Origin of the sequence: Actinophytocola xanthii (assembly GCF_001921205.1) — a bacterium.
Lineage (GTDB): Bacteria > Actinomycetota > Actinomycetes > Mycobacteriales > Pseudonocardiaceae > Actinophytocola > Actinophytocola xanthii.
This window is the reverse complement of record NZ_MSIE01000085.1, coordinates 16,760-40,715: the sequence shown is the minus strand read 5'-3', so window position 1 is coordinate 40,715 and position 23,956 is coordinate 16,760. Positions and strand designations below refer to the sequence as shown.

Annotated in this window: 22 protein-coding genes; 9 read left to right on the top strand and 13 right to left on the bottom strand. The window is 72.8% G+C overall.

The window, feature by feature from the left end:
* Positions 1-147: 147 nt before the first annotated feature.
* The gene (locus BU204_RS33075; protein WP_075129735.1) at positions 148-606 is read right to left on the bottom strand and encodes a DoxX family protein; all 459 of its coding nucleotides are present in this window, start codon (positions 604-606) and stop codon (positions 148-150) included.
* Between the two features lie 111 nt (positions 607-717).
* Positions 718-1,254 (bottom strand): hypothetical protein, encoded by a 537-nt coding sequence (locus tag BU204_RS33070; protein ID WP_143229914.1) that lies wholly within the window; start codon positions 1,252-1,254, stop codon positions 718-720.
* A gap of 133 nt (positions 1,255-1,387) precedes the next feature.
* Between BU204_RS33070 and BU204_RS33065 the strand changes: the two genes are divergently transcribed.
* Complete coding sequence (locus BU204_RS33065; protein WP_075129733.1) at positions 1,388-1,996, top strand: class I SAM-dependent methyltransferase; 609 nt, start codon at positions 1,388-1,390, stop codon at positions 1,994-1,996.
* Between the two features lie 45 nt (positions 1,997-2,041).
* Here BU204_RS33065 and BU204_RS33060 read toward each other — a convergent pair whose 3' ends face one another.
* The 4 genes from BU204_RS33060 to BU204_RS33045 all read right to left on the bottom strand — a co-directional run bounded on the left by BU204_RS33060 (position 2,042) and on the right by BU204_RS33045 (position 6,264).
* Complete coding sequence (locus tag BU204_RS33060; protein ID WP_075129732.1) at positions 2,042-2,965, bottom strand: extracellular catalytic domain type 1 short-chain-length polyhydroxyalkanoate depolymerase; 924 nt, start codon at positions 2,963-2,965, stop codon at positions 2,042-2,044.
* 133 nt (positions 2,966-3,098) lie between these two features.
* Positions 3,099-3,602: a hypothetical protein gene (locus BU204_RS33055; protein WP_075129731.1), complete on the bottom strand. Its 504-nt coding sequence runs from the start codon at positions 3,600-3,602 to the stop codon at positions 3,099-3,101.
* 38 nt (positions 3,603-3,640) lie between these two features.
* A complete protein-coding gene (locus BU204_RS33050) occupies positions 3,641-5,062 on the bottom strand; it encodes a BNR repeat-containing protein (RefSeq protein WP_075129730.1) in 1,422 nt (473 codons plus the stop codon).
* Positions 5,059-6,264 carry a right-handed parallel beta-helix repeat-containing protein gene (locus tag BU204_RS33045; protein ID WP_198943075.1) on the bottom strand — a complete coding sequence of 402 codons (1,206 nt, stop codon included), beginning with the start codon at positions 6,262-6,264 and terminating at the stop codon, positions 5,059-5,061. The genes BU204_RS33050 and BU204_RS33045 overlap by 4 nt, the downstream gene beginning before the upstream one ends.
* A gap of 318 nt (positions 6,265-6,582) precedes the next feature.
* Here BU204_RS33045 and BU204_RS33040 point away from each other — a divergent pair, with 318 nt between their 5' ends.
* Together BU204_RS33040 and BU204_RS33035 are read left to right on the top strand one after the other, a co-directional pair.
* Positions 6,583-8,352 carry a rhamnogalacturonan lyase gene (locus tag BU204_RS33040; RefSeq protein WP_233160898.1) on the top strand — a complete coding sequence of 590 codons (1,770 nt, stop codon included), beginning with the start codon at positions 6,583-6,585 and terminating at the stop codon, positions 8,350-8,352.
* A 23-nt stretch (positions 8,353-8,375) separates the two neighbouring features.
* A complete protein-coding gene (locus BU204_RS33035) occupies positions 8,376-9,290 on the top strand; it encodes an aminoglycoside phosphotransferase family protein (RefSeq protein ID WP_075129729.1) in 915 nt (304 codons plus the stop codon).
* 18 nt (positions 9,291-9,308) lie between these two features.
* Here BU204_RS33035 and BU204_RS33030 read toward each other — a convergent pair whose 3' ends face one another.
* From BU204_RS33030 to BU204_RS33020, 3 genes are read right to left on the bottom strand one after another with little or no spacing between them, the layout of a single operon-like run.
* Entirely contained in the window at positions 9,309-10,163 is an 855-nt protein-coding gene (locus BU204_RS33030; protein WP_075129728.1) for a helix-turn-helix domain-containing protein, read from the bottom strand.
* Between the two features lie 44 nt (positions 10,164-10,207).
* Positions 10,208-10,375, bottom strand: a complete 168-nt coding sequence (locus BU204_RS33025; protein WP_075129727.1) for a DUF397 domain-containing protein — start codon at positions 10,373-10,375, stop codon at positions 10,208-10,210.
* Positions 10,375-11,193 (bottom strand): helix-turn-helix domain-containing protein, encoded by an 819-nt coding sequence (locus BU204_RS33020; RefSeq protein WP_158073547.1) that lies wholly within the window; start codon positions 11,191-11,193, stop codon positions 10,375-10,377. Before BU204_RS33020 ends, BU204_RS33025 begins: the two co-directional genes overlap by 1 nt.
* A gap of 91 nt (positions 11,194-11,284) precedes the next feature.
* Here BU204_RS33020 and BU204_RS38645 point away from each other — a divergent pair, with 91 nt between their 5' ends.
* Both BU204_RS38645 and BU204_RS33010 read left to right on the top strand, forming a co-directional pair.
* A complete protein-coding gene (locus tag BU204_RS38645) occupies positions 11,285-11,674 on the top strand; it encodes a hypothetical protein (protein ID WP_143229913.1) in 390 nt (129 codons plus the stop codon).
* A gap of 100 nt (positions 11,675-11,774) precedes the next feature.
* The gene (locus BU204_RS33010; protein ID WP_075129725.1) at positions 11,775-12,803 is read left to right on the top strand and encodes an aldo/keto reductase; all 1,029 of its coding nucleotides are present in this window, start codon (positions 11,775-11,777) and stop codon (positions 12,801-12,803) included.
* A 40-nt stretch (positions 12,804-12,843) separates the two neighbouring features.
* On the opposite strand, the gene BU204_RS33005 is transcribed toward BU204_RS33010, so the two are convergent.
* The 4 genes from BU204_RS33005 to BU204_RS32990 are packed head-to-tail and all read right to left on the bottom strand — an operon-like array spanning position 12,844 to position 19,652.
* A complete protein-coding gene (locus tag BU204_RS33005) occupies positions 12,844-13,968 on the bottom strand; it encodes a 3-deoxy-7-phosphoheptulonate synthase (RefSeq protein WP_198943074.1) in 1,125 nt (374 codons plus the stop codon).
* A gap of 23 nt (positions 13,969-13,991) precedes the next feature.
* Complete coding sequence (locus BU204_RS33000; protein WP_075129724.1) at positions 13,992-16,031, bottom strand: prenyltransferase/squalene oxidase repeat-containing protein; 2,040 nt, start codon at positions 16,029-16,031, stop codon at positions 13,992-13,994.
* Between the two features lie 2 nt (positions 16,032-16,033).
* Complete coding sequence (locus tag BU204_RS32995) at positions 16,034-18,007, bottom strand: anthranilate synthase family protein (protein ID WP_075129723.1); 1,974 nt, start codon at positions 18,005-18,007, stop codon at positions 16,034-16,036.
* A gap of 40 nt (positions 18,008-18,047) precedes the next feature.
* On the bottom strand, positions 18,048-19,652 hold the full coding sequence (locus BU204_RS32990; RefSeq protein ID WP_233160896.1) for an FAD-dependent monooxygenase: 1,605 nt from the start codon (positions 19,650-19,652) through the stop codon (positions 18,048-18,050).
* Between the two features lie 277 nt (positions 19,653-19,929).
* On the opposite strand from BU204_RS32990, the gene BU204_RS32985 reads away from it, so the two are divergent.
* Genes BU204_RS32985 through BU204_RS32970 form a run of 4 tightly spaced genes read left to right on the top strand, consistent with a single transcriptional unit; the run spans position 19,930 to position 23,956 of the window.
* Positions 19,930-21,240 carry an aspartate kinase gene (locus tag BU204_RS32985; protein ID WP_233160888.1) on the top strand — a complete coding sequence of 437 codons (1,311 nt, stop codon included), beginning with the start codon at positions 19,930-19,932 and terminating at the stop codon, positions 21,238-21,240.
* Between the two features lie 9 nt (positions 21,241-21,249).
* A complete protein-coding gene (locus tag BU204_RS32980; RefSeq protein ID WP_075129721.1) occupies positions 21,250-22,062 on the top strand; it encodes a 2-amino-3,7-dideoxy-D-threo-hept-6-ulosonate synthase in 813 nt (270 codons plus the stop codon).
* 35 nt (positions 22,063-22,097) lie between these two features.
* On the top strand, positions 22,098-23,198 hold the full coding sequence (locus tag BU204_RS32975; RefSeq protein ID WP_083661846.1) for a 3-dehydroquinate synthase II: 1,101 nt from the start codon (positions 22,098-22,100) through the stop codon (positions 23,196-23,198).
* 5 nt (positions 23,199-23,203) lie between these two features.
* The gene (locus tag BU204_RS32970; RefSeq protein WP_075129720.1) at positions 23,204-23,956 is read left to right on the top strand and encodes an amidohydrolase family protein; all 753 of its coding nucleotides are present in this window, start codon (positions 23,204-23,206) and stop codon (positions 23,954-23,956) included.

Below are 23,956 nucleotides of genomic sequence, written 5' to 3'. Positions count from 1 at the left end.
GCTGGATCGGATCGCGATCGCGATCGACCGGGTCGCCGACCGGCCCCAGGACCTCGCCCGGTTCGCCACCTGCACCGTGAGCTGACACCCCGACGTGGGCCTGCCGTGTCCTCCCGGCAGGCCCACGTCCACGTCGGGCAGTGCGCCTCAGCGGCGGCGGCGCAGCGCGTCCAGGGCGAACGCGCCCGGTCCGAGCACGCCGACCAGCAGGAAGATCCAGCTGAACAGCGCGGCCGGCTCGCCGCCGTTGGGGATGGGGAACAGCGCGATCGGCTGGTGGACGGTGAAGTAGGCGTAGGCCATCGAGCCGGAGCAGAGCAGCGCCGCGGGGCGGGTGAACAGGCCGACCAGCACCAGGGCGCCGGCGACGAGGTGGATCACCGACCCCCACCAGCCGGGCCAGCTCAGCGGCTCGACGGTGCCGCCCTGGCCGTCGACACCGCCGAAGGTGCCGAACAGGCCGACCAGGCCGTGGCAGACGAACAGGAACGACACCACGACGCGGGTCGCGCCGAGCGCGGCGTTGGGCAGCCGGCCGACGACTGCCGAGAGCGGCCCGCTGGCCGGCGGGGTGGTGAGCTCGTTGGTGTGCAGGGGCGAGGTCATGACTGTGTCCTCCCGTGGGCGCGGAACGCTCGTTCACCACCTCGTCGAGCGGGAGACGCTCTGATCGACACCCCGGGCCGGACTTTTTCCGGCCGGGTCGTCCCGCTCAGGTCAGGGGTGCGGCTCCCGCAGGTCGGTCATCAGGGAGTGGATGAACGGCCGGATGAGGGCGTCCTTCATGAGCTCGCGATCCGGGTCCAACGGCACCCGCAGGCTCTCCTGGCGGTGGGCGTAGGTCAGCGACAGCTGACCCGAGCGCGGCCAGTCGCCGTCGGAGGCCGCCCACGAGTCGTCCAGGTTGACCGCTCCGCCCCGGGGTGGCGCGGCGACGATGGCGGCCGCGCACAGGGAACGGCGCGACCACGCCTCCACGCTGGCGCTCGAGTTCGTCGGGGAGCCGACCGCCCCGGACCGGGAGCCCCACGTCGCGTACACGACCAGCGAGCTCGTGAACGCGACGGCCTGGCCCCGGAACCCGCCGTGGTCCGCGGGCTGGTTGGCGGCATCCAACCAGGACAGGCCGCCGACCTCCTCGCCGATGAACATCATCATCCGCGGGGCGACGTGCACCGGGACCTCGTTGTCGCCTGCCGCGAGGCACAGCTGCTCGCGCAGCCGTGCCATGGTGTTGCTGCCTGACCTGCGCACGGCCACTCCAGACGTCGAGGCGCGATGACCACAGTGGTCACCCTAGGCAGCGGGAGGGCACCCGGCCATCCGGTCACCTCGGGGTAGCCCGATCGGGCGGGTGGGCGGCCCTGCCCGCGGCGATAATGGCGGCATGGTCGAGCAGAGCATGTGGATGCGGAAGGTCGCCGACGACCCCGGTCACTCCACCTGGTACGTCGAGCGCTTCCGCGCCATGGCGCGCGCCGGTGAGGACCTCGCCGGGGAGGCCCGCCTGGTGGACGCGATGCTGCCGCGCGGCGCACGGGTCCTCGACGCCGGCTGCGGGCCCGGCCGCGTCGGCGGTGCCCTGGCCGCCGCCGGCCACGACGTCGTCGGCGTCGACGTGGACCCGGCCCTGATCGACGCCGCCAGGCAGGACCACCCCGGGCCGCGCTGGCTGGTCGGCGACCTGGCCGAGCTGGACCTGCCGGCCCGCGGCGAGAGCGCCCCGTTCGACGCGATCGTCTGCGCCGGGAACGTGATGACCTTCCTCGCGCCCAGCACCCGCGGCGCCGTCCTCGGCGCCTTCCGCGCCCACCTCGCGGAGGAGGGCCGCGCCGCCGTGGGTTTCGGCGCCGGCCGAGGCTACGAGTTCCGCGAGTTCCTCGCCGACGCCGCGGCCGCCGGCCTCGAACCCGACCTGCTGCTGTCCACCTGGGACCTGCGCCCGTTCACCGAGGACGCGGGCTTCCTCGTCGCCCTCCTGCGCCCGGCGGGGTAACCGCCGGGCACGGGCGGACGGTTGTCGGCCGAGCCCTGCCGCGCCTCAGCCGGTCAGGCCGAAGAAGGCGAGGGCCATCGCCGCCATGCCACCGCTCGGCAGGTTGTGGCCGACGCCCTGCAGGCTGATCCCCTCCACCGGCGGGGTGGTGCCGGTGGCGCCGTAGCGCGTCCTGGTCCAGTTGGCCTGCGGGGTGTCGGTCGACACCGGTGTCTGGCTCACCCCGTGCACGTTCGTCCACTGCTTGAGCTGCTCGCCGAAGTTCGGGTAGCGGAGGGTGGTGTCCTGCGTGCCGTGCCAGACCTGCATGCGCGGGCGGGGGCCGGTGTAGCCGGGGTAGGCGGCGCGGACCAGGTCGCCCCACTGCTGGGGCGTTCGGACCACCTGCCCGTTCGCGCACTCGCTGTTCCAGGTGCTCGGCGGCGTGGTCGCGAAGCAGCCGAACGGCACCCCCATGAACGCCGCGCCCGCCCGGAAGACGTCCGGGTAGTTGCCGAGCAGGACGTTGGTCATCATGGCCCCGGACGAGGCGCCGGTGACGAAGATCCGGTCCGGGTCCGCGCCGTACCGCTGCTGGACGTAGCCGACCATCGACCTGATTCCGACCGGGTCGCTGCCGCCGTCACGCCGCAGGGCCTCCCGCGTGTAGACGTCGAAGCAGTTGCCGCTGCGGGTCGCCGACGGGTAGATCACGACGAAGCCGTGCTGGTCGGCGAGCCGGGCGAACTCGGTCCCGCTGTGGAAGGCCGGGCCCGACCCCGTGCAGTAGTGCACGGCGACCAGGACGGCCGGGCGGGAGGCGACGGAGTCCGGCACGTAGAGGTGCATCCGCAGGTTGCTCGGGTTCGCGCCGAAGTTCGTCACCTCGACCAGCGTCGCGGCCGCCGCCGGTGTGGCCAGCCGGACGAGTGCGGCGAGCAGGACCACCGCCATCCCCAGGCAGCCCAGGACGAGTTTCCCGATCCTCATGAGGTCTCCTCGAGCAGGGAGGTGTCGTGCCCTCCATCTTCTTTCGGAAGTTTTCCGATATCAATGCTCGAGGTGTGGACATTTCCGGCTGGGTGCCCACGTGGAAACGGCCGATAATTCCGGAACGCCCGCGTCAGTCCTCGCGCTTCTCGTCCTTGTCCTCCCCGCGGCGGCGCAGGAACTCGAAGCCGGGGACGCCCAGGATGGCCTGGCGGACGTCGTTGACCACCGAGAGCAGCTCGTGGAGGTCCGGGCCGACGTGGTCGAGGGTGGTGAGGATCGGCATCACGTCCTCGGTGAGGTGCCTGGACAGCCGGGGCAGCTCGTCGACCAGCTTGATCGCGGCCTGCATCTCGTGCTGGCTGAACTCCTCGACGAACTCGAGCAGGGGTCGGGCCGCCTCCACCTGGGCCTCGACCGACGCGATCACCCGTCGGGAGTGGGCCACCGCCTCCTCCGCCGCGGTCACCACGCGGCCGGTGCGCCCGACCAGCTCGTCGGCGCGGGCGGCCACCGACTCGACCGCCTCCACCAGCGCCAGCAGCCGCCCCGGCACGGACGCCAGGGTCGTCGTCGTCCGGAAGGTCCATTGAACCAGGTCACGCGGCCCCGGGACGCGCGGAAGGGAAATCGCCATGACCCCATCTCACACGACGCGGCCCGGTACCGCGCGCCTCAGGCGCCGAGCCGGAAGTCTGCGACGTGGATGGGGGAGGGCGTCGTCCCGCTGGACCTGCGCTGGTAGAGCACCGACAGCACGCCTTCGGCGGCGACCCGGGAGTAGTCGACGGTGACCTCGCCGAAGGCGTTCATCCCGGCGGCGTCGAACACGAGGGTCCAGTCGGTCCAGCCGCTGGCCCTGGAGGCGCTCACGATCCGGCCGAACGGCATGACCAGGTAGGCGTTGTCGGCCCGGTCGAACACGATCCTGGTGCGTCCGGTGGCGCCGGGCTGGACCGGGACCTCGCGCTTGGTCCAGGACCCGTTGGCCTGGCGGAAGAGGTGGAACGCTCGGCCCCACCGGGTGCGGTCCGCGGCATAGCTCGTGACGCACTGGGTGAACCGGCCGGGGACGTAGCTGATCACCACGTGGGGCGCGCCGGTCGAGTCGACGGCCTGGCTTTCCTGGTTCATCAGGCCGTGGTTGGGGTCGAGCGGGTCGACCACGAGCGAGGGTGAGACGCCCACCGGCGTTCCGCCCGTGGTGCCGGCGAGCTGACCGGCGGGGGTGCGCCAGGTGCGGCCGCGGTCGTCGCTGTAGACGTAGCCGGTGTCGTGGTTGGTGAGGCCGCCCGAGGCACAGAGCACCCCCGCGTTGCCCTCGCGCCAGGTGAACGCCGCGTGCAGCCGGCCGCCCGGGCCGTAGGTCAGCCCGTGCAGGTACATGTTGCGCGTCGTGCTGGTGACGCCGTTGGGCGCGGTCCACGAGCCGGTCGCGGAGGTCCACCTGCCCAGCTTGCGCCACGTCGCCCCGTCGTACTCGGCCAGCTCGTTCGTGCCGTTCGCGGAGCGACCGGTTCGGTAGCTCAGCTGGAGCCGGCGCTCGGGCGTCAGGACGAACTGCGGGTAGCTGATCCCGCCGAGGTCCACCCCGTCCAACGTCCGCTGTACGGGGCCGAACCGGGACGCCGACCAGGACTGCGAGGCCGGTGTGGACACCAGGCCGGCGGCGGACTTCACGTAGAACACCGGCGTGTCGTGGGTGTCCATGGCGACGTGCAGGCGACCGTCGGTGGGTGAGATGCCGAGCGAGATCACGTTGTGCGAGTCGTCGACGGTCAGCCGGTGCGGCAGGACCGCCTTCTCCCAGGCGGCGTCGGGCAGCCGTCGACGGGCGAGCACGGCGCTGCGGTCCGCGGTGTACCAGGCCGTGTACTGGTAGCCCTGGTGCGTGAGCAGCGCGTCCAACTGGAACGACTCGTTGTTGACCAGGCCGTCGTAGGACACGAAGTACAGCGCGGTCGCGTCGAGCTGCGTGTCCCGCAGCCGGGTCACCGTCGGCGCGGCGGCCGCCCCGGGGTCGCTCTGTCCCAAGGGGACGTTGACTGGCACGAGGACGGCGGCGGCCGTGAGAACGGCCGCGAGTACCGCCTTCACAGCCTGGCTCCGATCTCGAGACCGCCTTTGGGTAGCAGGAAGTCGGAGTGCGGGATGTCCCCGTCCGGCTCACGCGGGCCGGCCATCGTGCTCGGGTCCGTGCTCACGAGCGACGAGTCGTCCCAGTCGCCACCCAGGTCCCAGGAGTTGCCGCTGCCGGTGGAGGAGCCGAGCCGCACGTCGGTGCCGTTGCTCACGGCGAGGTTGCGGGTCAGCCGCGAGGTCGAGTCCTCGGTGTCGAACCCGGTTCCCGTGTTGCGCCAGGCGGTGTTGCGGTCGAGGGTCATCGAGCCCGGGTTGCCGTTGTCGATGAACCCGCCGGCGGTGTTGTCGAACGCGATGCTGTTGCGCACGACGTGGTCGGCCGGCAGGTCCTCGTCGCCGCCGCCGAGCTTGAACCCGTTGCCGTCACCGGCGAAGTCCGGAAAGCCCCACCGGTTGACCCCGTTGCCCCAGGCGACGCTGTCCTCGATGGTGACGGGGGAAAGGAACTCCCAGGCGTCGAAACCGTCGTCGACGTTGTTCCACAGGCGGGCGCCGCGCACCACGTTGCCGGTTCCCGAACCCTCCTTGATGGCCAGGCCGTCCGCGCTCTCCCCGTTCTTGCGCGGGTCCCGGTTGCCGGAGCTGTCCAGGTCGAGGATGAGGTTGCCGCCGGAGGCGCCCTGCAGGTGCAGCCCGCTCTCGTAGTTGTCCCGGGTGACGAGGTGCTCGAAGGTGTTGTTGCTGCTGTCGATGCCGAAGATCCCGTAGGGGCCGTTGGCGATCTCGAGGTCGACCAGGTGCCAGTGGGACGCCGCCAGGTGGATCGCGCCCCGCTCCGCGCGGGGGATGCTGCCGCCCAGCGGTGCCGGTGTGTGGGGCATCTGCTCGCCGTCCACGACCACGTGCTCGCCGCGGTAGGCGGTCAGCGTTATTGGTTCGGCCGGGGTGCCGCTCGTGCGGAGCTGAATGTTGACCGTCGGGGCGTACGTACCGCCGCGCACGGCGATGACGTCCCCCGGCCCGGCCAGGTCCACCGCACGCTGGATGGTGCGCAGTGGCTGGGCGAGCGTTCCGGGAGCGCTGTCGTCGCCGTCCGGTGCGACGACCAGGGTCGGCTCGGCGGGGGCGGGCTCGGCGACTGCGGCGGGTGCGAGGGTGAGGCAGACAGCGGTACCGAGCATGGGCAGCAACCGCCGGGCGTTCCACCGATGACCCATGGGGTCTCCCTTCACGTGCGGTCGGCCGGGCCCTCCCCGGCGTCAACGCTACGCCCGGAGCACGTGGACGATCGTGGGCAGGACGTGGACTATTGCGTCGCCGAGACCGGTGCGGCCGTTGGGCTGTTAACGCTCACAAGAAACGTTGACAGTGGCCGAACTTCAGTGCTACCAATGTCGTGGCGGCTTTGGGAGCGCTCCCAGGCCGCCCTTCCAGGGTCGCGCTCCGACGACCCGACGACCCATCACCACAAGGAAGTGGCGCAGATGCGGGTCAACCCTCGTGCATGTTCTGCCGTCGCGGCGATCGGGGCCCTGTTGGGCGCGCTGGTGGTCACGCCGCCGGCTCAGGCCGACCGTGCCGGAGCGCCGCTGGCCACTGTGGACGCTCTGGACCGCGGACTGGTCAGTATCCGAGCCGGAGACGGCAACTTCCTGAGCTGGCGCCGGTTGGTGAGCGACCCGGCGGACATCGCGTTCAACCTCTACCGGGACGGGACGAAGGTCAACGCGGCTCCGATCAGCGGGGCGACGAACTACCGGGACCGGGCCGCGGCCGCGGACGCGGTCTACACGGTCCGGACGGTTTCCGGCGGGGTGGAACGCGCCGGAGACCAGGAGCGGGCGATCCCCTTCGCCGAGTCCCGGGACGTGCCGTTGCAGCTCCCGCCCGGCGGCACCACGCCCTCGGGCGAGAGCTACAGCTACACCGCGAACGACGCGAGCGTGGGAGACCTGAACGGCGACGGGCAGTACGAGATCGTGCTGAAGTGGGATCCCTCCAACGCCAAGGACAACTCGCAGTCCGGCTACACGGGCAACACCTACCTGGACGCCTACCAGCTCAACGGCACCCGCCTGTGGCGGATCGACCTCGGGCGCAACATTCGTTCCGGCGCGCACTACACGCAGTTCCAGGTGTTCGACTACGACGGCGACGGCCGAGCCGAGGTCGCGGTCAAGACCGCCGACGGCACCCGGTCGGGCACCGGCCAGGTGATCGGGAACGCGAACGCCGACCACCGCAACTCGTCGGGCTACGTGCTGGCCGGGCCCGAGTTCCTCTCGGTCTTCCGCGGCACCGACGGCGCGGTGCTGGCCACCGCGGACTTCGTGCCCCCGCGGGGGAACGTCGGCGGCTGGGGTGACAGCTACGGCAACCGGGTCGACCGCTTCCTCGCCGGAACGGCCTATGTAGACGGTTCGCGACCCAGCATCATCATGGCCCGTGGCTACTACACGCGCAGCGTCATCTCCGCCTGGGACTTCCGGGGCGGCTCGCTGACCCGGCGCTGGACGTTCGACTCCAACTCCTCGACCAACGGCTCGGCCTGGACGGGCAAGGGCAACCACCAGCTGTCGGTCGCCGACGTGGACGGCGACGGCCGGGACGAGATCATGTACGGCTCGATGGCGATCGACGACAACGGCGCCGGGCTGTGGCAGAACAACACCCACCATGGCGACGCCTACCACGTCAGCGACTTGATCCCGTCCCGGGCGGGCCTCGAGGTGTTCAAGCCGTCGGAGTCGACCTCCGACCCGGCACACTGGATGGGCGACGCCAGGACCGGTCAGATCATCTGGAGCGCGCCCTCCTGCGGCAGCGACAACGGCCGCGGTGTCGCCGCGGACGTCTGGTCCGGCAACGCCGGTGCCGAGGCCTGGTCCTCGTGCGTGGCCGGGCTGCGCAGCGGCACCAACGGCTCGCAGGTCGCGGCCCGCAAACCCGGGTCCACCAACTTCGTCATCTGGTGGGACGGCGACGCCCAGCGCGAACTGCTGGACGGGACGAACATCGACAAGTACGGCACCGGCGGAGACACCCGCCTGCTGACCGGTTCCGGCGTCGCGTCCAACAACGGCACCAAGTCCACCCCCGCGCTCTCGGCCGACATCCTCGGCGACTGGCGCGAGGAGGTGATCTGGCGGACGTCGGACAACCGCGCCCTGCGCATCTACTCCACGACCGACAGCACGAACATCAACCGGCCGTCGCTCATGCAGGACCGCCAGTACCGGTTGGCGGTGGCCTGGCAGAACACCGGCTACAACCAGCCACCGCACCCGAGCTTCGCGATCGGCTGAGCGCCGCGCCCTACCCTGGGCGGGTGATCAACGCCGCGCTCGCGCGCAACGCCGTCCGGGTGTGGGGTGCGGCAGGCGCTCAGTGGCTGGAGCGCCTGCCGCGGCTGCTCGCGGACCTGGCCCGTAACTGGGACCTGGTCCTCGACACGCCGTTCGACCTGACGTTCCACTTCGTCACCGCGGTGACCCTGGCCGACGGCACCCCGGCGGTGCTCAAGCTCGGCGTTCCCGGCGGCGAGGGCCTGCGTACCGAGGTTCCCGCGCTGCTGGCCTTCGACGGCCGGGGAGCGGTCCAGGTGCTGCGCGCCGATCCGGCTCGCGGCGCGGTCCTCCTGGAACGCGCGGTCCCCGGCCGACGGCTGCGCGACCTGGTCCCGGCTCGGCACACCGAGGCCACCGCGGTGGTGGCGGCGCTGGTCCGTCGGCTGCACCTCCCGGCGCCCCCCGGCTGCCCGCTGCCCGACGTGGCGAGCCGGATCGCCGTGTTCGACGAGCACCTGAGAACCCACGGCGACCACGTACCGCTGCCCGCCGGCCTGGTGGGCCGGGCGGCCGGGCTCATGCGCGAGCTGTGCGAGTCGAGCACGGAGCGCGTCGTGCTGCACGGCGACCTGCACCACGACAACGTCCTGCGGGCCACCCGGGAACCGTGGTTGGCGATCGACCCGCACGGCATCGTGGGCGACCCCGGCTACGAGATCGGTCCGCTGCTCTACAACCCGGAGCCGGCCGACAGGGCCGAGTCGCTCACCCGGCTGGTGCCGGCCCGGGTCGAACAGCTCTCCGACATGCTGGCGATGCCCCTGGACCGGACCGTGGCCTGGGGCTTCGTCACCGCGGTGCTGTCGGAGGTGGAGACCCTGCGACCTCCGGACCCGGCGTCGACACCGACCCGAGCGCTGGACGTCGCGACCCTGCTGCTGCCGCGACTGCGCTGACCCGAAGCCCGGTATCGCCTAACCCACCCCGGCGGCCAGCCCGGCCGCCAAGAGCCGCAACCGCTCCTCGGTCGGTGAGCCCTGGGGAGCGGTGTAGGTGCACAGGCGCAGGTCGGGCTCGGCGGGGAGGGTGAACGCCTCGAACGTCACGACCAGCTCGCCGACCTCGGGGTTGTTGATCCGCTTGACGCCGTGGTCGCGGTCGACCACGTCCTGGGTCTCCCAGAAGCGGCGGAAGTCCGCACTCGCCTCCTGGAGCTCGCAGACCACGCGCTGCAGGCGGCCGTGGTCGGGGAACCGGCCCACCTCGGCCCGCAGGGCGGCGACGGTTGCCTCGGCGTTCTGCTCCCAGTCGGGGTAGAGGTCGCGGGCGTCGGGGTGCAGGAAGAGCAGCCGGGCCGCGTTGCGCTCGAGCGCCGGCAGCGCGTCGAAGTCGAAGGAGAGCCGGGCGCCGAGCCGGTTCCACGCGAGCACGTCGGTGCCCGGGCCGTAGACGATCGCGGGGACGGTGTCCGCCATCGCGTCGAGCAGCTCCAGCAGCTGGGGCCGGACCAGCGGCGGGGTGGTCCCGCAGCTACCGGAGGCGGCCCGTCGACCCGGTTGGGTGATGTTGCGCAGGTAGGTGTGCTCGTCCGGGGTGAGCCGCAGCGCGCGGGCCACCGCGTCGAGCACGCTGTCGGAGATCGCGGGAGCGCGGCCCTGCTCGATGCGCGTGTAGTAGTCGACGCTGATGCCGGCGAGCGCGGCGACCTCCTCGCGGCGCAGCCCGCGCACCCGCCGACGCCCGAGCCCGTCCGGCAGACCCAGCGCGGCGGCGTCCAGTGCCGCGCGCCGTGCCTTGAGGAACGGCGTGATCTCGTCGACGTGGCCCATGCGCGCCATTATCCACAAGGGCGGTTCCGCGCGACCGGCTTCGCTCAGCGGTCGAAGCGACCGGCCTTGACCTCGGTCAGCAGGCGACCCAGGGCCAGGCACAGGGGGTGACCGGCGGGATCCTTGCTGTCGCGAAGCGCGGCCAGGTCACCGCGCACCTCGACGCACTGACCGGCCGATTCCGACCTCGAAGACTTACGCCAAGTGATCATCAACCCTCCATCATGTCCCTGATGAGTCTACGGGTTCCGTCCCTCGAAACAGCTATCCGATCCATTCGATCCAGAAGGTCCGTGTACCACTCGGCCTCGTGGATGTAGGTCACCCCCGAGCCGAGCTCGACGTGCACGACCGGCGGGGCCTCGGGGAACCGCATGTAGTGCCAGGTGTTCAGCAACACGACATCGGTCTGCTCCCGGGGGATGACCCGAATCCGAGCGAGGCCCAGCTCGTCCCGTTGCAGCAGGTGGGCCAGCTGCTCCCGCCACACCCGGGGCCCTCCCCAACGGGTCCGCAACGCCGTCTCCGAGACGAAGGCCGCGTAGTCGATCGTGGTGAGAATCTGCTGTCGCTGTAGCCGTGCCATCCACCGCCGGTCGATGTCCTCGCGCGGAACACCGTCCGCGGCCATCACGGCCGCCGCTGTCTCCCGGGTCTGGAGCAGGCCGGGCAGGACGGCGACGACCACCGTGATCAATTCGGTTGCCTCCGCCTCGTACGCGGCGAGGGTGCCGACGTCGATCGGCACCCCGGCGATGGGCCGATCCCACCAGCCGCTCGACGAGCCCTCGGCCAGATCCCGAAGGATCTGGTCGCGCTCGTCGGCCGCCAGTCCCCACGCCGTGAGCAGCATCGCGAACTCGTGAATGGCCACTGTGCGTAGACCGCGTTCGGTACGGCTGAGCTTCGAGGCATGCCAACCGGCCATCGTCGCGGCCGCTTTGAGGCCCAGGCGAAGACGCTGGGTACGTATCGCGCGCAGCCGCATTCCCCTGAACCGGTCGCGTGCTTCCGGGTTTCGTTCGGACATCCCCATCCTTTCCGGACCTCGGAACGCTGATCGCGTTGCCGAAAAGTACGGTAGCGTCCGAACTATCCGAAGGAACAATCGAGGACACCGTGTGGCTGAACAAGAACTCGACTTCCTGATCGAGGAGCTGCGTCGCCGACATTGGACCCTTTATCTGTGGGGTCCGCGGGGAAATCCCGAGCACTTCGCGGCGGTTTTCCGCTGGCCAGGAAATTACGTTGATGTGCTGCTCCTGCGCGAGGACGGCTCGGCCACCGCGTATCGGACGCTCTACTTCGACGAGCGGAACATGTTTCGCCCCGAGATCGTGGCATGGCAGTTCCACCACGCGAATGCCTACTGGACGTTTCGAGCGGTATACGCTCTTCCTGATCCCGGCACGCCCGGAGTCGTGCTCCAGCCGGAGGTCCCGATCCGGCGGTGTCTGCTGCCCGCCGGGCTTCCTTCCCCTGTGGTGATCCGTCCACTGGGGCTCCTCTGACAACGAGGGTGGTTCTGGGAGACCCAGGTTGGACCGGGCCTGGTACGCGCCGGCCCGACGACGGAGGGTGCAGGCAGACGACCCCCTGGAGGCATCACCCATGAAGCGCAGGATTCTCGGCGGCACCGGCATCTCGGTGAGCGAGTACGCGCTCGGCGCCATGATGTTCGGCGCCATCGGCAACCCCGACCACGACGACAGCGTGCGGATCATCCACCGCGCGCTGGACGCGGGCATCAACTTCGTCGACACCGCCGACATCTACTCCGACGGCGAGTCCGAGGAGATCGTCGGCAAGGCGCTCAAGGGCCGCCGCGACGACGTCGTGCTCGCCACCAAGGCACACGGCTCGATGGGCCCGGACGCCAACCACGGCGGCAACTCCCGCCGCTGGCTGGTGCGGGAGCTGGAGAACAGCCTGCGCCGGCTCGGCACCGACCACGTCGACCTCTACCAGATCCACCGTCCCGACCCGACGACCGACATCGACGAGACGCTCGGCGCGCTGACCGACCTGGTCCGTGCGGGCAAAATCCGCGCCGTCGGCAGTTCGACGTTCCCGGCGGAGCAGATCGTCGAGGCGCAGTGGGTGTCGGAGCGGCGCGGCCACGTCCGGATGCGCACCGAGCAGCCGCCGTACTCGATCCTGGCCCGCGGTGTCGAGGCGGCGGTGCTGCCGACCGCGCAGAAGTACGGCATGGGCGTGCTGACCTGGGGCCCGCTGTCGGCCGGTTGGCTGTCCGGCCGGTACACCACCGCGTCCGACGTCACCGAGCGCGGCGGCGGGCGGGTCAGCACCGAGGGTCACAAGTTCGATCCGTCGCTCCCGGAGAACGCCCGCAAGCTGGAGGCGGTCGGCGCCCTGACCAAGCTCGCCGCCGACGCGGGCCTGTCGCTCCCGCACCTCGCGGTCGGCTTCGTGCGCGCCCACCCCGCGGTGACCTCGGTGCTCATCGGCCCCCGAACCATGGACCAACTCGAGAGCCTGCTCGACGGCGCCGAGGCCACCCTCACCGCCGACGTCCTCGACCGCATCGACGAGATCGTCCCCCCGGGCACCGACCTCAACCGCGCCGACAGCTACTACCTTCCACCGGCCCTGGAGGACCCCGCCCTGCGCCGCCGCTAGCCCACCAACCCCTCAACACACTCCAGCGCCTGCTCGGTGTTCAACCTCGGATCGCACAGTGTCGTGTAGTGAGCCGTGAGCGCCGTTCGTCCGGTACCGCGCCCCCGACGCACTCGGTCACCCCAGGTGCCGTCTCCAGGTGCAGGCCGCCGGCGAACTGCCCGGTCCGCTCCATCACCCTGGCGAACCCCGCCGCCTCGGCGATGATCGTCGCCACGTACCGGGTCTTGCGGCCGCTCGCCGCCGTGACGGTGTTGCCGTGCATGGGGTCGCACAGCCACACCGGCCGATGCCCACCGCCGGCCACCGCCGCGACCAGCCCGGGAAGCACCCGCTCGATGCTGCCGGCCCCCATCCTGGCGATCAGCACCAGGCGCCCCGGCAGCCGCTCCGGGTCGAGCAGCGCGCACAGCCGCACCAGGTCCGGCGGTGCGACGGTGGGCCCGACCTTGCACCCCACCGGGTTGGTCACCGCGCCGAGCAGGCGGACGTGCGCGTTCTCCGGCTGCCGGGTCCGCTCGCCGACCCAGGGCAGGTGGGTCGAACCGAGGAACGGCTTCCCGCTCGCCGGGTCGGTCCGCACCAGCCCGGCCTCGTAGTCGAGCACGAGCGCCTCGTGGGAGGTCCACGGGCCGGCCCGCCCGACCCTGGCCGAGGCGACCCAGGCACCCGTCCGCGCGCTCGCCTGGTACGCCCACACCATCCGGCGTGGGTCGTGGGCACGGGCGGCGGCCGTCGGCACCTCAGAGTTGATCATGTGTCCGCGGAAGGCGGGGAGCGTGACCCCACCGCACAGCTCCGTCGGGCTCGACCGGGGCTTGGCGAACTGCCCGGCGATCCGGCCTACCCGCACCACCGGGGCACCGGTCCGCTCGGCGAGGGCGTCGGCGAGCCGGTCGAGGACCTCGAGCCTGGCGGCGGTGGCGCCGGGGGTGCACCCGTGGAAGCTCTCCGCGCAGTCGCCCGCCTGCAGCACCCTCGCACGCCCGGCGGCCACCTCCGCCAGCGCACCCCGCAGCGTGTCCAGCTCGGCCGGGGTGACCAGGGGCTCCAGGCCGGCGAGCGTGTCCAGTACGCGTGAGCGCGCCGGGTGCGCCAGCCAGTGCGGCTGCTGGGCCGCCGGCAGGCCCGCCCACGCCGGCGCCGTCCTCGTCGAGACCCGCACTCCTCTGCCTCCCGTCGCCGATCTCAGCTGATCAGGGCGATCCAGTCCTGGCCGACCGCGCCGTTGCGCACAGCGACCGACTGGAGGTAGTGGAACCCGTCCTCGACCGCTCCCGGGTCGCCCTCGGGGGACCGGCCGGTCGGGCCCTCGGGCGCGTCGAGCAGGGCGAGCGCGGCCAGCGCGTGGCAGGTGCCGAGCGTGCTCGCGGCGTGGCCGGGGCGATGGGCGAAGGCCCCGGTCCCGGTCTCGCACGCCCGCAGCCAGTGCACCAGGCCCTGCCGGTCGGGGATCTCGGCACCGAGCAGCCGCAGGGTCGCCACCGCCCGCCGGGTGGCGAGCGTGTTCGCCGGGTGTCCCGGCCGCGCGCCGAACCCGCCCGACCCGACCCGGCAGGAGGCCAGGAACGCCGCGCACCCGTCCGTGGGCCACCGCCCGTCCAGGCCGAGGGCGTGCAGCGCGGCCACCGCGAGGTGGGTGTGCGAGACGTCGGAGCGCATGCCGGGCACCGCGCCGAACCCGCCGTCGGGCCGGCGGCAGGCGTGCAGGTAGTCGGCCACGGCCGGGGAGAGCTGGCCGAGCGCGCCGGCCAGGAGCAGCCCGACCACACCCCCGTGGGTGCTGGCCACGTCGCTGTCCTGACCGGGGCATTCGCCGAACCCGCCGTCCCCGTTCTGTGCGGCGCACACCAGCGCGACCGGCGGCCAGCTGCGCGGCAGCCCTCGGGCGAGCAGCCAGGTGTCGGCAATCAGCCGGTAGGCGGCGCTGACCCGGCGGATGCGCCGCGCCCCCGACCGGATCGCGTTGAGGTGCCGCTCCCGGTCCACCGGCAGCGCGACGGTCGGGTCCACCCGCGGGACGGTCGGCACCGGGCAGGCCGCCCCGTCGCCGGGCAGCGCACCGGCGAGGTGGCTCGGCCGCTTCCGGTCCTCGCCCCGCTCACGTGTCGGACGGGCCGGGGCGTCCCGGGCCACCCGCGCCAGGCGGGCGTGCACCAGCGTGGTCTTGCGGTGCAGCGGCAGCGAGCCTCGGTCGTCGCCGCCGTGCGCGGCGCTCCCGGCCGGAGCGGGCAGCAGCTGCTGGACGGCGGGCGCGACCGGGTCGCTCGGCGTGGCCCAGTGGTAGCCGACGCCGGCGTAGAAGCCGCCGTTGTCCTCGTCGGCGAGCTCGCGCAGGGCCGACTCGGCCAGCCGGGCCACGCCGTGGTCGTCGAGCCCGCACGAGCGCACCAGCCGCCCGGCCAGCAGGAGGTCGGCCGCGTCGGCTGTCCGCTTGACCGGCGGGAGCACCGCGCCGGGGCACGGTCGGCGGTCCCAGAAGCCGCCGAGTTCGGGGTCGTGGAAGTTGTCCACGGCCGAGCGCAGCACGCGCTGGGCGACGGCGAGGTCGGCGGTCCTGGCGAGCAGCCGGCCGGCGTGGGCGAGTGCGATCGCGGTCCGGGTGAGCCCCGCGCAGTCGGTGAGGTGCTCGGGCCGCGGGACCTCGGCCAGCTCGCGGAGCCGGTCGGCGACCAGCGGCAGCACCGCCGTGTCCACGTCGGACTCGCCGAGCAGGTCGGCGACGGCCAGGGCCCGGACCGCGGCGGCGCCGGCCCGGGGCGAGGAGGGGTTGCCGCGCACCGCGCGCCAGTCCTCGGTGACCGCCTCGGGAAGCCTGCCGTCCCGGGCCGTGCTCAGGCAGCGGTTGAGCAGGTCGACGGCGTGGACCCGCAGCTCGTCGTCGTCGCGGCGGTGGGCGGCGGTCAGCAGTGCGGTGGAGGCGAGGAGCTGGAGCCGCAGGGTGCGGGTGCGCCCGGCCGGGAGCACCCGCCAGTACCGGTCGGTCACCTCGACGAACCCGGGTTGGCCGTGGGGGTCGAGCAGCCGGTGCAGGCCGGTCAGCGCGACCCCGAGGTCCTCGTGCTCGTGCTCGGCGAGGGCGAACACGGCGGCGGCCTGGTCGACCAGCCGCTTGTCGCGGCACAGCGGCCGGCGCCCGGTCACGTCGGTGGCGGTGAACGCCCCGCCCGCCTCGCGGTCGAGCAGCCGGGCCGACAGGAACCCCAGGACCGAGGTGCGGATCTCCATCCTCAGCTCCCCACTCCGCCGGCCGCCAGCGCCGTGCTCTCCTCGCCGAGCGTCGCGACCAGCAGCCCGGCGAGGATCTCGGGGCCGTGCCGGGTCAGCACCGACTCCGGGTGGAACTGGGTGGAGGCGAACCGCGCCGCGCGCAGCGCGTGCACCTGGCCGTCGACCGGGTCCCGGCTCAGCTCGACCGGCCCGGTGGCGGCCGAGCGGACGAGCGTGGACCGGTCGCCGACCGCGGCGAAGCTGTTGTAGAAGCCGACCCGCTCCGCCCGGCCGAACAGGTCGATCTCCCGCTGCACGCCCTGGTGCGGCCGCTCCCGGCGGACCAGCGGGAGACCGAGTGCCGAGCACAGCACCTGGTGGGCCAGGCACACCGCGAGGAAGCTGGTGCCCGCCGCCAGCAGCTCCTCCACCATCCCGTGCAGCGCCGCGACCGTGGGGAGCCGCCGGTCCCGCGGGTCGCCCGGGCCGGGGCCGAGCACCACGAGGTCGAACCCGGTCAGCTCCGGCCGGCGGTGGCAGGACCGGACGGTGACCGTGGTGCCGAGCGCGGCCAGCTGGTGGGCCAGCATCGCGGTGAACGTGTCCTCGGCGTCGACGACGAGGACACGTCTGCCGAGCAGCCGGGGGACGACCAGCCGCTGCCGGCCGGTCCGGCCCTGCCCGGGGTCGACCCAGAAGCGCGCCAGGTTGGCGTTGCGCCTGCCCAGCGCCGAGCGGACCAGCGGGTGGTCGCCGATGGCCAGGGCGGTCCGGCCCGGCGCCGCCCGGTGGCCCGGTTCCCCGATCCCGAGCGCGGCGAGCAGGGCACCCGCCTTGGCCCGCGTCTCCGCCGCCTCCGACCGCGGGTCGGACTCCCGCACGAGCGTCGCGCCGACGCCGAGCCGCAGCCGGCCACCCGCGTCGAGGTCCGCGGTCCGGATCAGCACCGCCGAGTCCAGTGCCGGCCCGCCGCTGGCGTCCCGGCCGAGGAGTGCCAGCACGCCGCTGTAGTAGCCGCGGCCGGTCGGCTCGTGCCGGGCGATCACCCGGCAGGCGTTCTCCAGCGGGCTGCCGGTCACCGTGGGCGCGAACATGGTCTGCCGCAGGATCTCCCGCACGTCGGCCCCGCTGTTCCCGGTGATCAGGTACTCGGTGTGCGCCACCCGGGCCAGCTGCTTGAGGAACGGCCCCCGCACCCGGCCTCCGCCCTCGCACAGCGCGGCCATCATCTTGAGCTCCTCGTCGACCACCATGTACAGCTCGTCGGTCTCCTTGCGGTCGCGGAGGAAGCGGACCACCTCGGCGAGCTGAGGTCCCGACGGGGGGTAGCGGTAGGTGCCGCTCACCGGATTCATCACGAGCTCGCCGGCCGCGAGGCTGACGTGCCGTTCCGGGGTGGCGCCGAGGAAGGTCCGGGATCCGAGGTGCACGCAGAAGATCCAGTACGCGCCGGGCTCGACGGCCAGCAGGCGGCGGAAGACCGAGAGCGCCGTCGCGACCGAGTAGTCGTCGAGGGTCGCGAGGAACTCCCGGCGGATCACGAAGTTTGCCCCCTCGCCGCGCCCGATCTCCTCGGCCAGCACGCGCCGGACGACCTCGGCGTAGGCGTCGTCGTCCAGGTCGAACCGCCCGTCGCGCACGCTGACCGGGATGTCGGGAAGGCAGCGCAGCACGTCCGCCCGGTCCAGCCGCTGGCACCGCCGCACCCGCAGGGTCAGGATGGGTTCGCCGTCGTCGTGGCAGGCGAAGCCCCGCTCGGTCAGCTGGCGGTACGGGACGACCGCCAGCAGGTCGTGGCGGGCGCCGTGGCCGGGCGCTGCCGGCACGGGGAGGTCCGCCAGGCACCGCGCCGTCGACGCCTCGCCGAGCAGCAGCTCGAGCCGTCCGGCCCCGGTCGCCTCGGGCCGGTGCAGCAGGGCGAAGGCCTGGCCCGGCGCCGAGGCCAGGGCGCGGAGGGTGGCGTCGGCGTCGGTGGTGGGTGCGGGTTCGGGCATGCGGTAGCTCCAGGTGGGACGGTGGAGAGCGGGGGAGGGGTCAACGGCCGCACACGACGTCGAGGACGGCAGACCAGTCGTCCGGCACTGTGTCGCCGCGCCAGGCGACGTGCTGGTCGGGACGGACGAGCACGAGGTCGCGTTCCCAGACCGCCCGGACGGCGGCCTCGTCGACGGCCAGGCGCTCCATCGGAATCCCCTGCCCGAGGGCCTCCTTCACCGCGACCTCGCCCGCGCCGGTTCCGGTGAGGTCCACGAGCGTGAATCCGGTGCCGAACCGGTCGAACAGTGCGGTACCGGACGACAGCCGCACCGAGGGCGCGCGACCACCGGGCCAGGTGGTGGGCTCGATCCGGTGCCAGTCCCAGCGGGGTGCCGGGCCCGGCTCGTGCACCACGACCGGGGACGAGGTGTACCGGTATCCGAAGTGGACACCGAGGTTGTCGAGCTGGTGGGACTCGCGGTCGAGGAAGCCCCCGATGTGGCCGCGGGAGGCGCCGTCGGCGGCCAGCCGGACGAACCGGCCCCACACCTCGAGCAGGTCCGCGGACATCTCGCGGTTGAACAGCGCCACCGGGCGTCGTTCGGCCTCGTAGCTGTCGAGCAGCCGGTCGCCGCCCCAGCCGTGTACGGCCCCCGCCAGCTTCCAGCCGAGATCGACCGCGTCGGCGATTCCGGTGTTCGCGCCGTGTCCGCCGAACGGATAGAACTGGTGCGCCGCGTCCCCGGCGAGGAACACCGGGCCGACCCGGTAACGGCTGGCGACGGCGAGCGAGCCCTGCCACTGGCCGACCCCCATCACCTCGTCCACGGTGAACTCGGCGCCGAGCATGTCGTGCATGACCTCGACCGGGTCGCCGACGAACGGCTCGTCGGTCGGGACCTGGAACGAGGCGGTCCAGGTGTCCTCCTCGTCCCGCGACACGAGCGTGATGCCCTTGGCACCGACGGTCACGAACGCCCGGCCGTGGCGGCGCAGCAGGGGGTCGGCGGAGGTGAAGTACACCGAGCAGCGGCTGGTGACCGGTCCCGCCGCGGGCATCGGGATGCCGCGGCACTGGCGCACGACGCTGTTGGCCCCGTCGCAGCCGGCGAGGTACCGGGCGTGGAGGGTGTGTCTGGCGCCCCCGTCCCGCGCGACCAGTGAGGCGACCACCCCCGAGGGCCGCTCGTCGAGGTCGGTGAACGTCCAGCCCTCCCGCAGGTCCACCAGCGGGTGCTCGCGCAGCCGGCGGCGCAGCAGGTTCTCGAGCAGGGAGCCGGGGATCCGCTGGTACACCTCGAGCGGCGCCGACCCGTCGTCGACCTCGCCGAGCTCCCCGGCCAGCGTGTCCGGCGCCGGGTAGTGCCAGGTGGCGATCGGTGGGCGGGTGAGGGTGTCGGTCCAGATGAAGTCGGACCTCAGCCGGGTGTCCACGCCGCCGCGCCGGACCTCGTCGGCGAGCCCGAGCCGGCGGAGCAGCTCCATCGTCCGGCCGTTGAGGTAGTCCATCTTCGGGAACGCCGGCGCCGCGGTGGACCGGTCGACGACCGTGCTGCCCACGCCGTGCCTGGCGAGCTCCAGCGCGAGGACCGACCCCACCGGGCCCGCGCCGACGACAAGTACCCGCTCGTCGAGGGCGGGTCTTCCGGGCAGCTGTCGCACGCTCAACTCGCACCTCTTCCTCCCGCCGGGACGCAGCACCGATCGTCGCGCCACCGGTCCCGTGCGCGTATCACGTCTTCACGTCATTCGCTTCCGACTGTTAGTCCACAGTGCACGTCCAGAAGGGACTGATCGGGTACTGGTGGAACATCCCGTGATCAGGTGATGCCCCGATTCGGGCGGCATAGCAGCCTGGCTCTACCTGATCGGGTCGGCCATCCGCCCCGATCGGGTCATGGCCCCTTACGGTCCGGAACAGGCGGCGATAGTGATGCACATGGCGGTCCTGGTGCAGAAGTACGGTGGCAGCTCGTTGTCGACTGTGGACAAACTTCGGTCGGTCGCGCGTCGCGTCGCCGACTCGCACCGCCGCTGGCGCCGGCTGGTGGTCGTCGTCTCCGCCCGCGGCGACACCACCGACGAGCTGCTGCGGCTCTCCGAGGAGGTCGCGGGCGGCGCGGTGGGCTCCTTCGCCGCCCGCGAGGTCGACCAGCTCCTCGCAACCGGCGAGTGCGCGGCGGCCGCCCAGCTGGCGATAACCCTGGCCCGGCTGGGTGTCCCGGCGGTCTCGTTGACCGGTCCGCAGGCGGGCATCCGGGTAACCGGCCGGCACGGCGGCGCCATGATCGACCGGATCGACACCGGTCGGATGGCCGAGCTGCTCGAGGCGGGCAGGGTGGCCGTGGTCGGCGGGTTCCACGGGGCCGACCGGGCGGGGGACGTGCGGACGCTGGGCCGTGGCGGCTCGGACACCACGGCCGTCGCGGTGGCGGCGGCCATGGGGGCGGACCGCTGCGAGGTGTTCACCGACGTGGACGGGGTCCGCTCGGCCGACCCGCGGGTCGTGCCCCGGACCCGGCAGCTGCCGCGGATCACCCCGGAGGCGATGGCCGAGATGTCGTTCGCGGGCGCGGGGGTGCTCCACTCCCGTGCGGTGGAGCTCGCCGCGATGACAGGAGTCGAGCTGCGGGTGCGCAGCGCCACCGGACCCGGTGCGGGAACGGTCGTTTCGAGGCGGGGAGGCGTGGGTTTGCTGGAGACGAGCGGAGCGGTGGTCGCGGTCAGCCACGACCTGGACGTGGCCAGGGTTCTCGTGCACTGCCGAGGGCGGGCCGACCTCGCCGCGGAGATTCTGGAGATCCTGGCGCACAACGCGGTACCGGTCGACCTGGTCGCCCGGTCGGGGCCGCAGGAGGACGAGTTCCGGATGGGGTTCACCATCCGGCGCAGCGACGTGGCCGACGTGCGGGCAGCCCTGGAGAAGTCGGCCGGCAGCCGCGGCGGTGACGTGCGGGTCGACGACGGCGTCGGGAAGGTGTCGCTGATCGGGATGGGGCTGTTGAACCGGCCGGCGTACGTGGCGCGGATGATCGCCGTCCTCGCCGCGGCCGGGATCGCGACGAGCTGGGTGTCCACCTCCCAGCTGCGTGCCTCGGCCACCGTGCCGCGCGAGCGGGTGTGTGAGGCGGTGACCCTGCTGCACGAGGAGTTCGGGCTCGGTCCGGCCGGCGGCGAGGCGGTGGACCGTGACGCCGTGTACCGCACCGCCGTGGACCGTGACGCCGCGGCCCGTGACATCGCCGTCTGAGGGGGAAGCATGTCGGTCAACCACTTCGCCCGCGAGCTGAGGCTGCGCCGGCTCTACCGGCACAGCGGCGAGCGGCTGTTCGTCGTCCCGCTGGACCACTCGGTCAGCGCGGGTCGGCTTGTCCCGGGGCGTGACCTCGACGACGTGGTGGCCGCCCTGGCGGGCACCGGGGTGGACGCCGTGGTGCTGCACAAGGGAAGCCTGCGCCGGGTGCGCCACGAGTGCTTCAGCCGGCTGTCGCTGGTCATCCATCTCAGTGCCAGCACCGTGCACGCGCCCGACCCCGACGCCAAGTACCTCGTGAGCGGGGTGGAGGAGGCGCTGCGGCTGGGGGCGGACGCGGTGAGCGTGCAGGTGAACCTGGGTTCGCGTGACGAGCGGAGCCAGGTGGCCGACCTCGGCTCTGTCGCCGACGTCTGCGACCGGTGGAACGTGCCGCTGCTGGCGATGATGTACCCGCGCGGCCCGCGCATCACCGACCCGCGGGACCCGGAGCTGGTGCTGCACGCCGCGATGCTGGCCGCCGACCTCGGCGCGGACATCGTCAAGACCCCGTTCGCCGGCACGGCCGCGGAGATGGCCGAGGTCACGCGGGCGTGCCCGATCCCGCTGCTGGTCGCCGGCGGGCCGCAGCTGGCGTCCGACGACGAGGTTGTCGCGTTCGTCGGGGAGGCGCTGCGCGGCGGGGTGGCGGGCCTCGCCATGGGCCGCAACATCTTCCGGGCGGCCGACCCGGCGCTGCTGGCCCGCCGCGTGGCCGCGCTCGTCCACGGCCGGTTGGGCGGGCCGCGCGGCCGGCTCGAGTCCGTGCCCGCCACCTGAGGCGCGGACACCCGGCTTCGACAAGGAGACCTGACGTGAAACTCTGTTGGCTCGACGTGCGTGCCGTCCGGTCCGGACTGGACGCGATCCTCGAAGAGGCGGTGCACCAGCGGGTCGACGCGGTCGTCGCCGCCGACCCCGGCGTGCTGCGCGGTCTGCCGCCGACCGTCCGGAAGGTGCTGCTCGCGCCGACCGGTGGGCTCCCCGAGCGGCTCGACGGCGTCGACATCGTCCTGCTCGGCCCGGGGGAGGTGCTCCCGGAGCCGTTGGCCGCGGCCCACCCCGAGCTCGAACTCGGCCGGTACGTCGAGATCGTGGACAAGCCAACGCTCGACCTCGCCTGCGCGGCGGCCCGTTCGGAACGGTGGAGCGTGCTCGAGTTCCGTGACCCGACCAAGATCCCTCTCGAGATCGTGCTCGCCGCGGCCAGCGGTGCCACCGGGAGCACGGTGAGCGCGGTGGCGGACGTGGCGGAGGCGCGGATCGTGTTCGGGGTGCTCGAACACGGCTCCGACGGCGTGCTGCTCGCGCCGCGAGCGGTCGGCGACGCCACCGCGCTCAAGGCCGCCGCGACCACCCGGCCCGGCCCTCTCGAGCTGGTCGAGCTGGAGGTCGTCGCGACCGAGCACGCCGGCATGGGTGAGCGGGCCTGTGTGGACACCTGCTCGTACCTGCGGGAGGACGAGGGGATCCTGGTCGGCTCCCACTCGAAGGGGATGATCCTCTGCGTCAGCGAGACCCACCCGCTGCCGTACATGCCGACCCGGCCCTTCCGGGTCAACGCCGGAGCCATCCACTCCTACACCGTCGCCGAGCACGGTCGCACGAGCTACCTGAGCGAGCTGGCCGCCGGGAGCACGGTTCTGGCGGTCGACGTCAAGGGGCAGACCAGGGCCGTGACCGTGGGCCGGGTGAAGATCGAGACTCGCCCGCTGCTGTCGATCGACGCGGTGGCGCCGGACGGGCAGCGGGTGAACCTGATCCTGCAGGACGACTGGCACGTCCGCGTCCTGGGTCCACAGGGGACGGTGCTGAACAGCACCGAGCTCCAGCCGGGAGACCGCGTGCTCGGGTACCTGCCCACCGCGGACCGGCACGTCGGTTACCCCATCGACGAGTTCTGCCTGGAGCGGTAGCCGCCGTGCGTACGCCCGTCATCGACTTCCACGCCAGGTTCGTGCCGCGACCCGACGCCCTCGACCGGCTGCTCGCGGCGATGGACGACAACGGCATCGGCCGCGCCGCCGTGTCGGCCGGCGGTGTGATCGAGCTGGACAGGCTCTCCCGGCAGGTCGTCGAGGGCGGCCACGCGGACGAGGACGCGGACAACGACGCCGTGCTCGCCGCCTGCGCCGGGTCCGCCGGGCGGCTGCTGCCCTTCTTCTTCGCCAACCCCCACCGCGACCCGGACGACTACCGCGCCCGTACCGGCGAGTTCCGCGGTCTCGAGCTCTCGCCGGCCGTGCACGGCGTCGCGCTGACCGACCCCCGGACGGTCCGGCTGGTCGCGGTCGCGGAGCGGGCCGCGCACCCGGTCTACGTCGTGTGCCTGCCCCGGCCGGGAGCGAGGGTGGCCGACCTGGTCGCGCTGGCCAGGAGGTTCCCCGCCGTCCGGTTCGTCCTCGGGCACCTGGGCGTGACCCTGATCGACACCTTCGGCGTCGGCCTCGTCGCCGGCGAACCCAACATCTCCGTCGAGACCTCGGGCGGATACACCGCGACGCTCCGGGTCGCACTGGACCGGCTCGGTGCCCACCGGCTCGTGTTCGGCACGGAGTACCCGTTGCAGCACCCGCGGGTCGAACTGGCCAAGTTCGCCGCGCTGCGCCTGGCCGACCGCGACTGGCGGCTGATCTCCGCGGGCAACGCGCTGCGGCTGCTGGGGGAGGAGTGA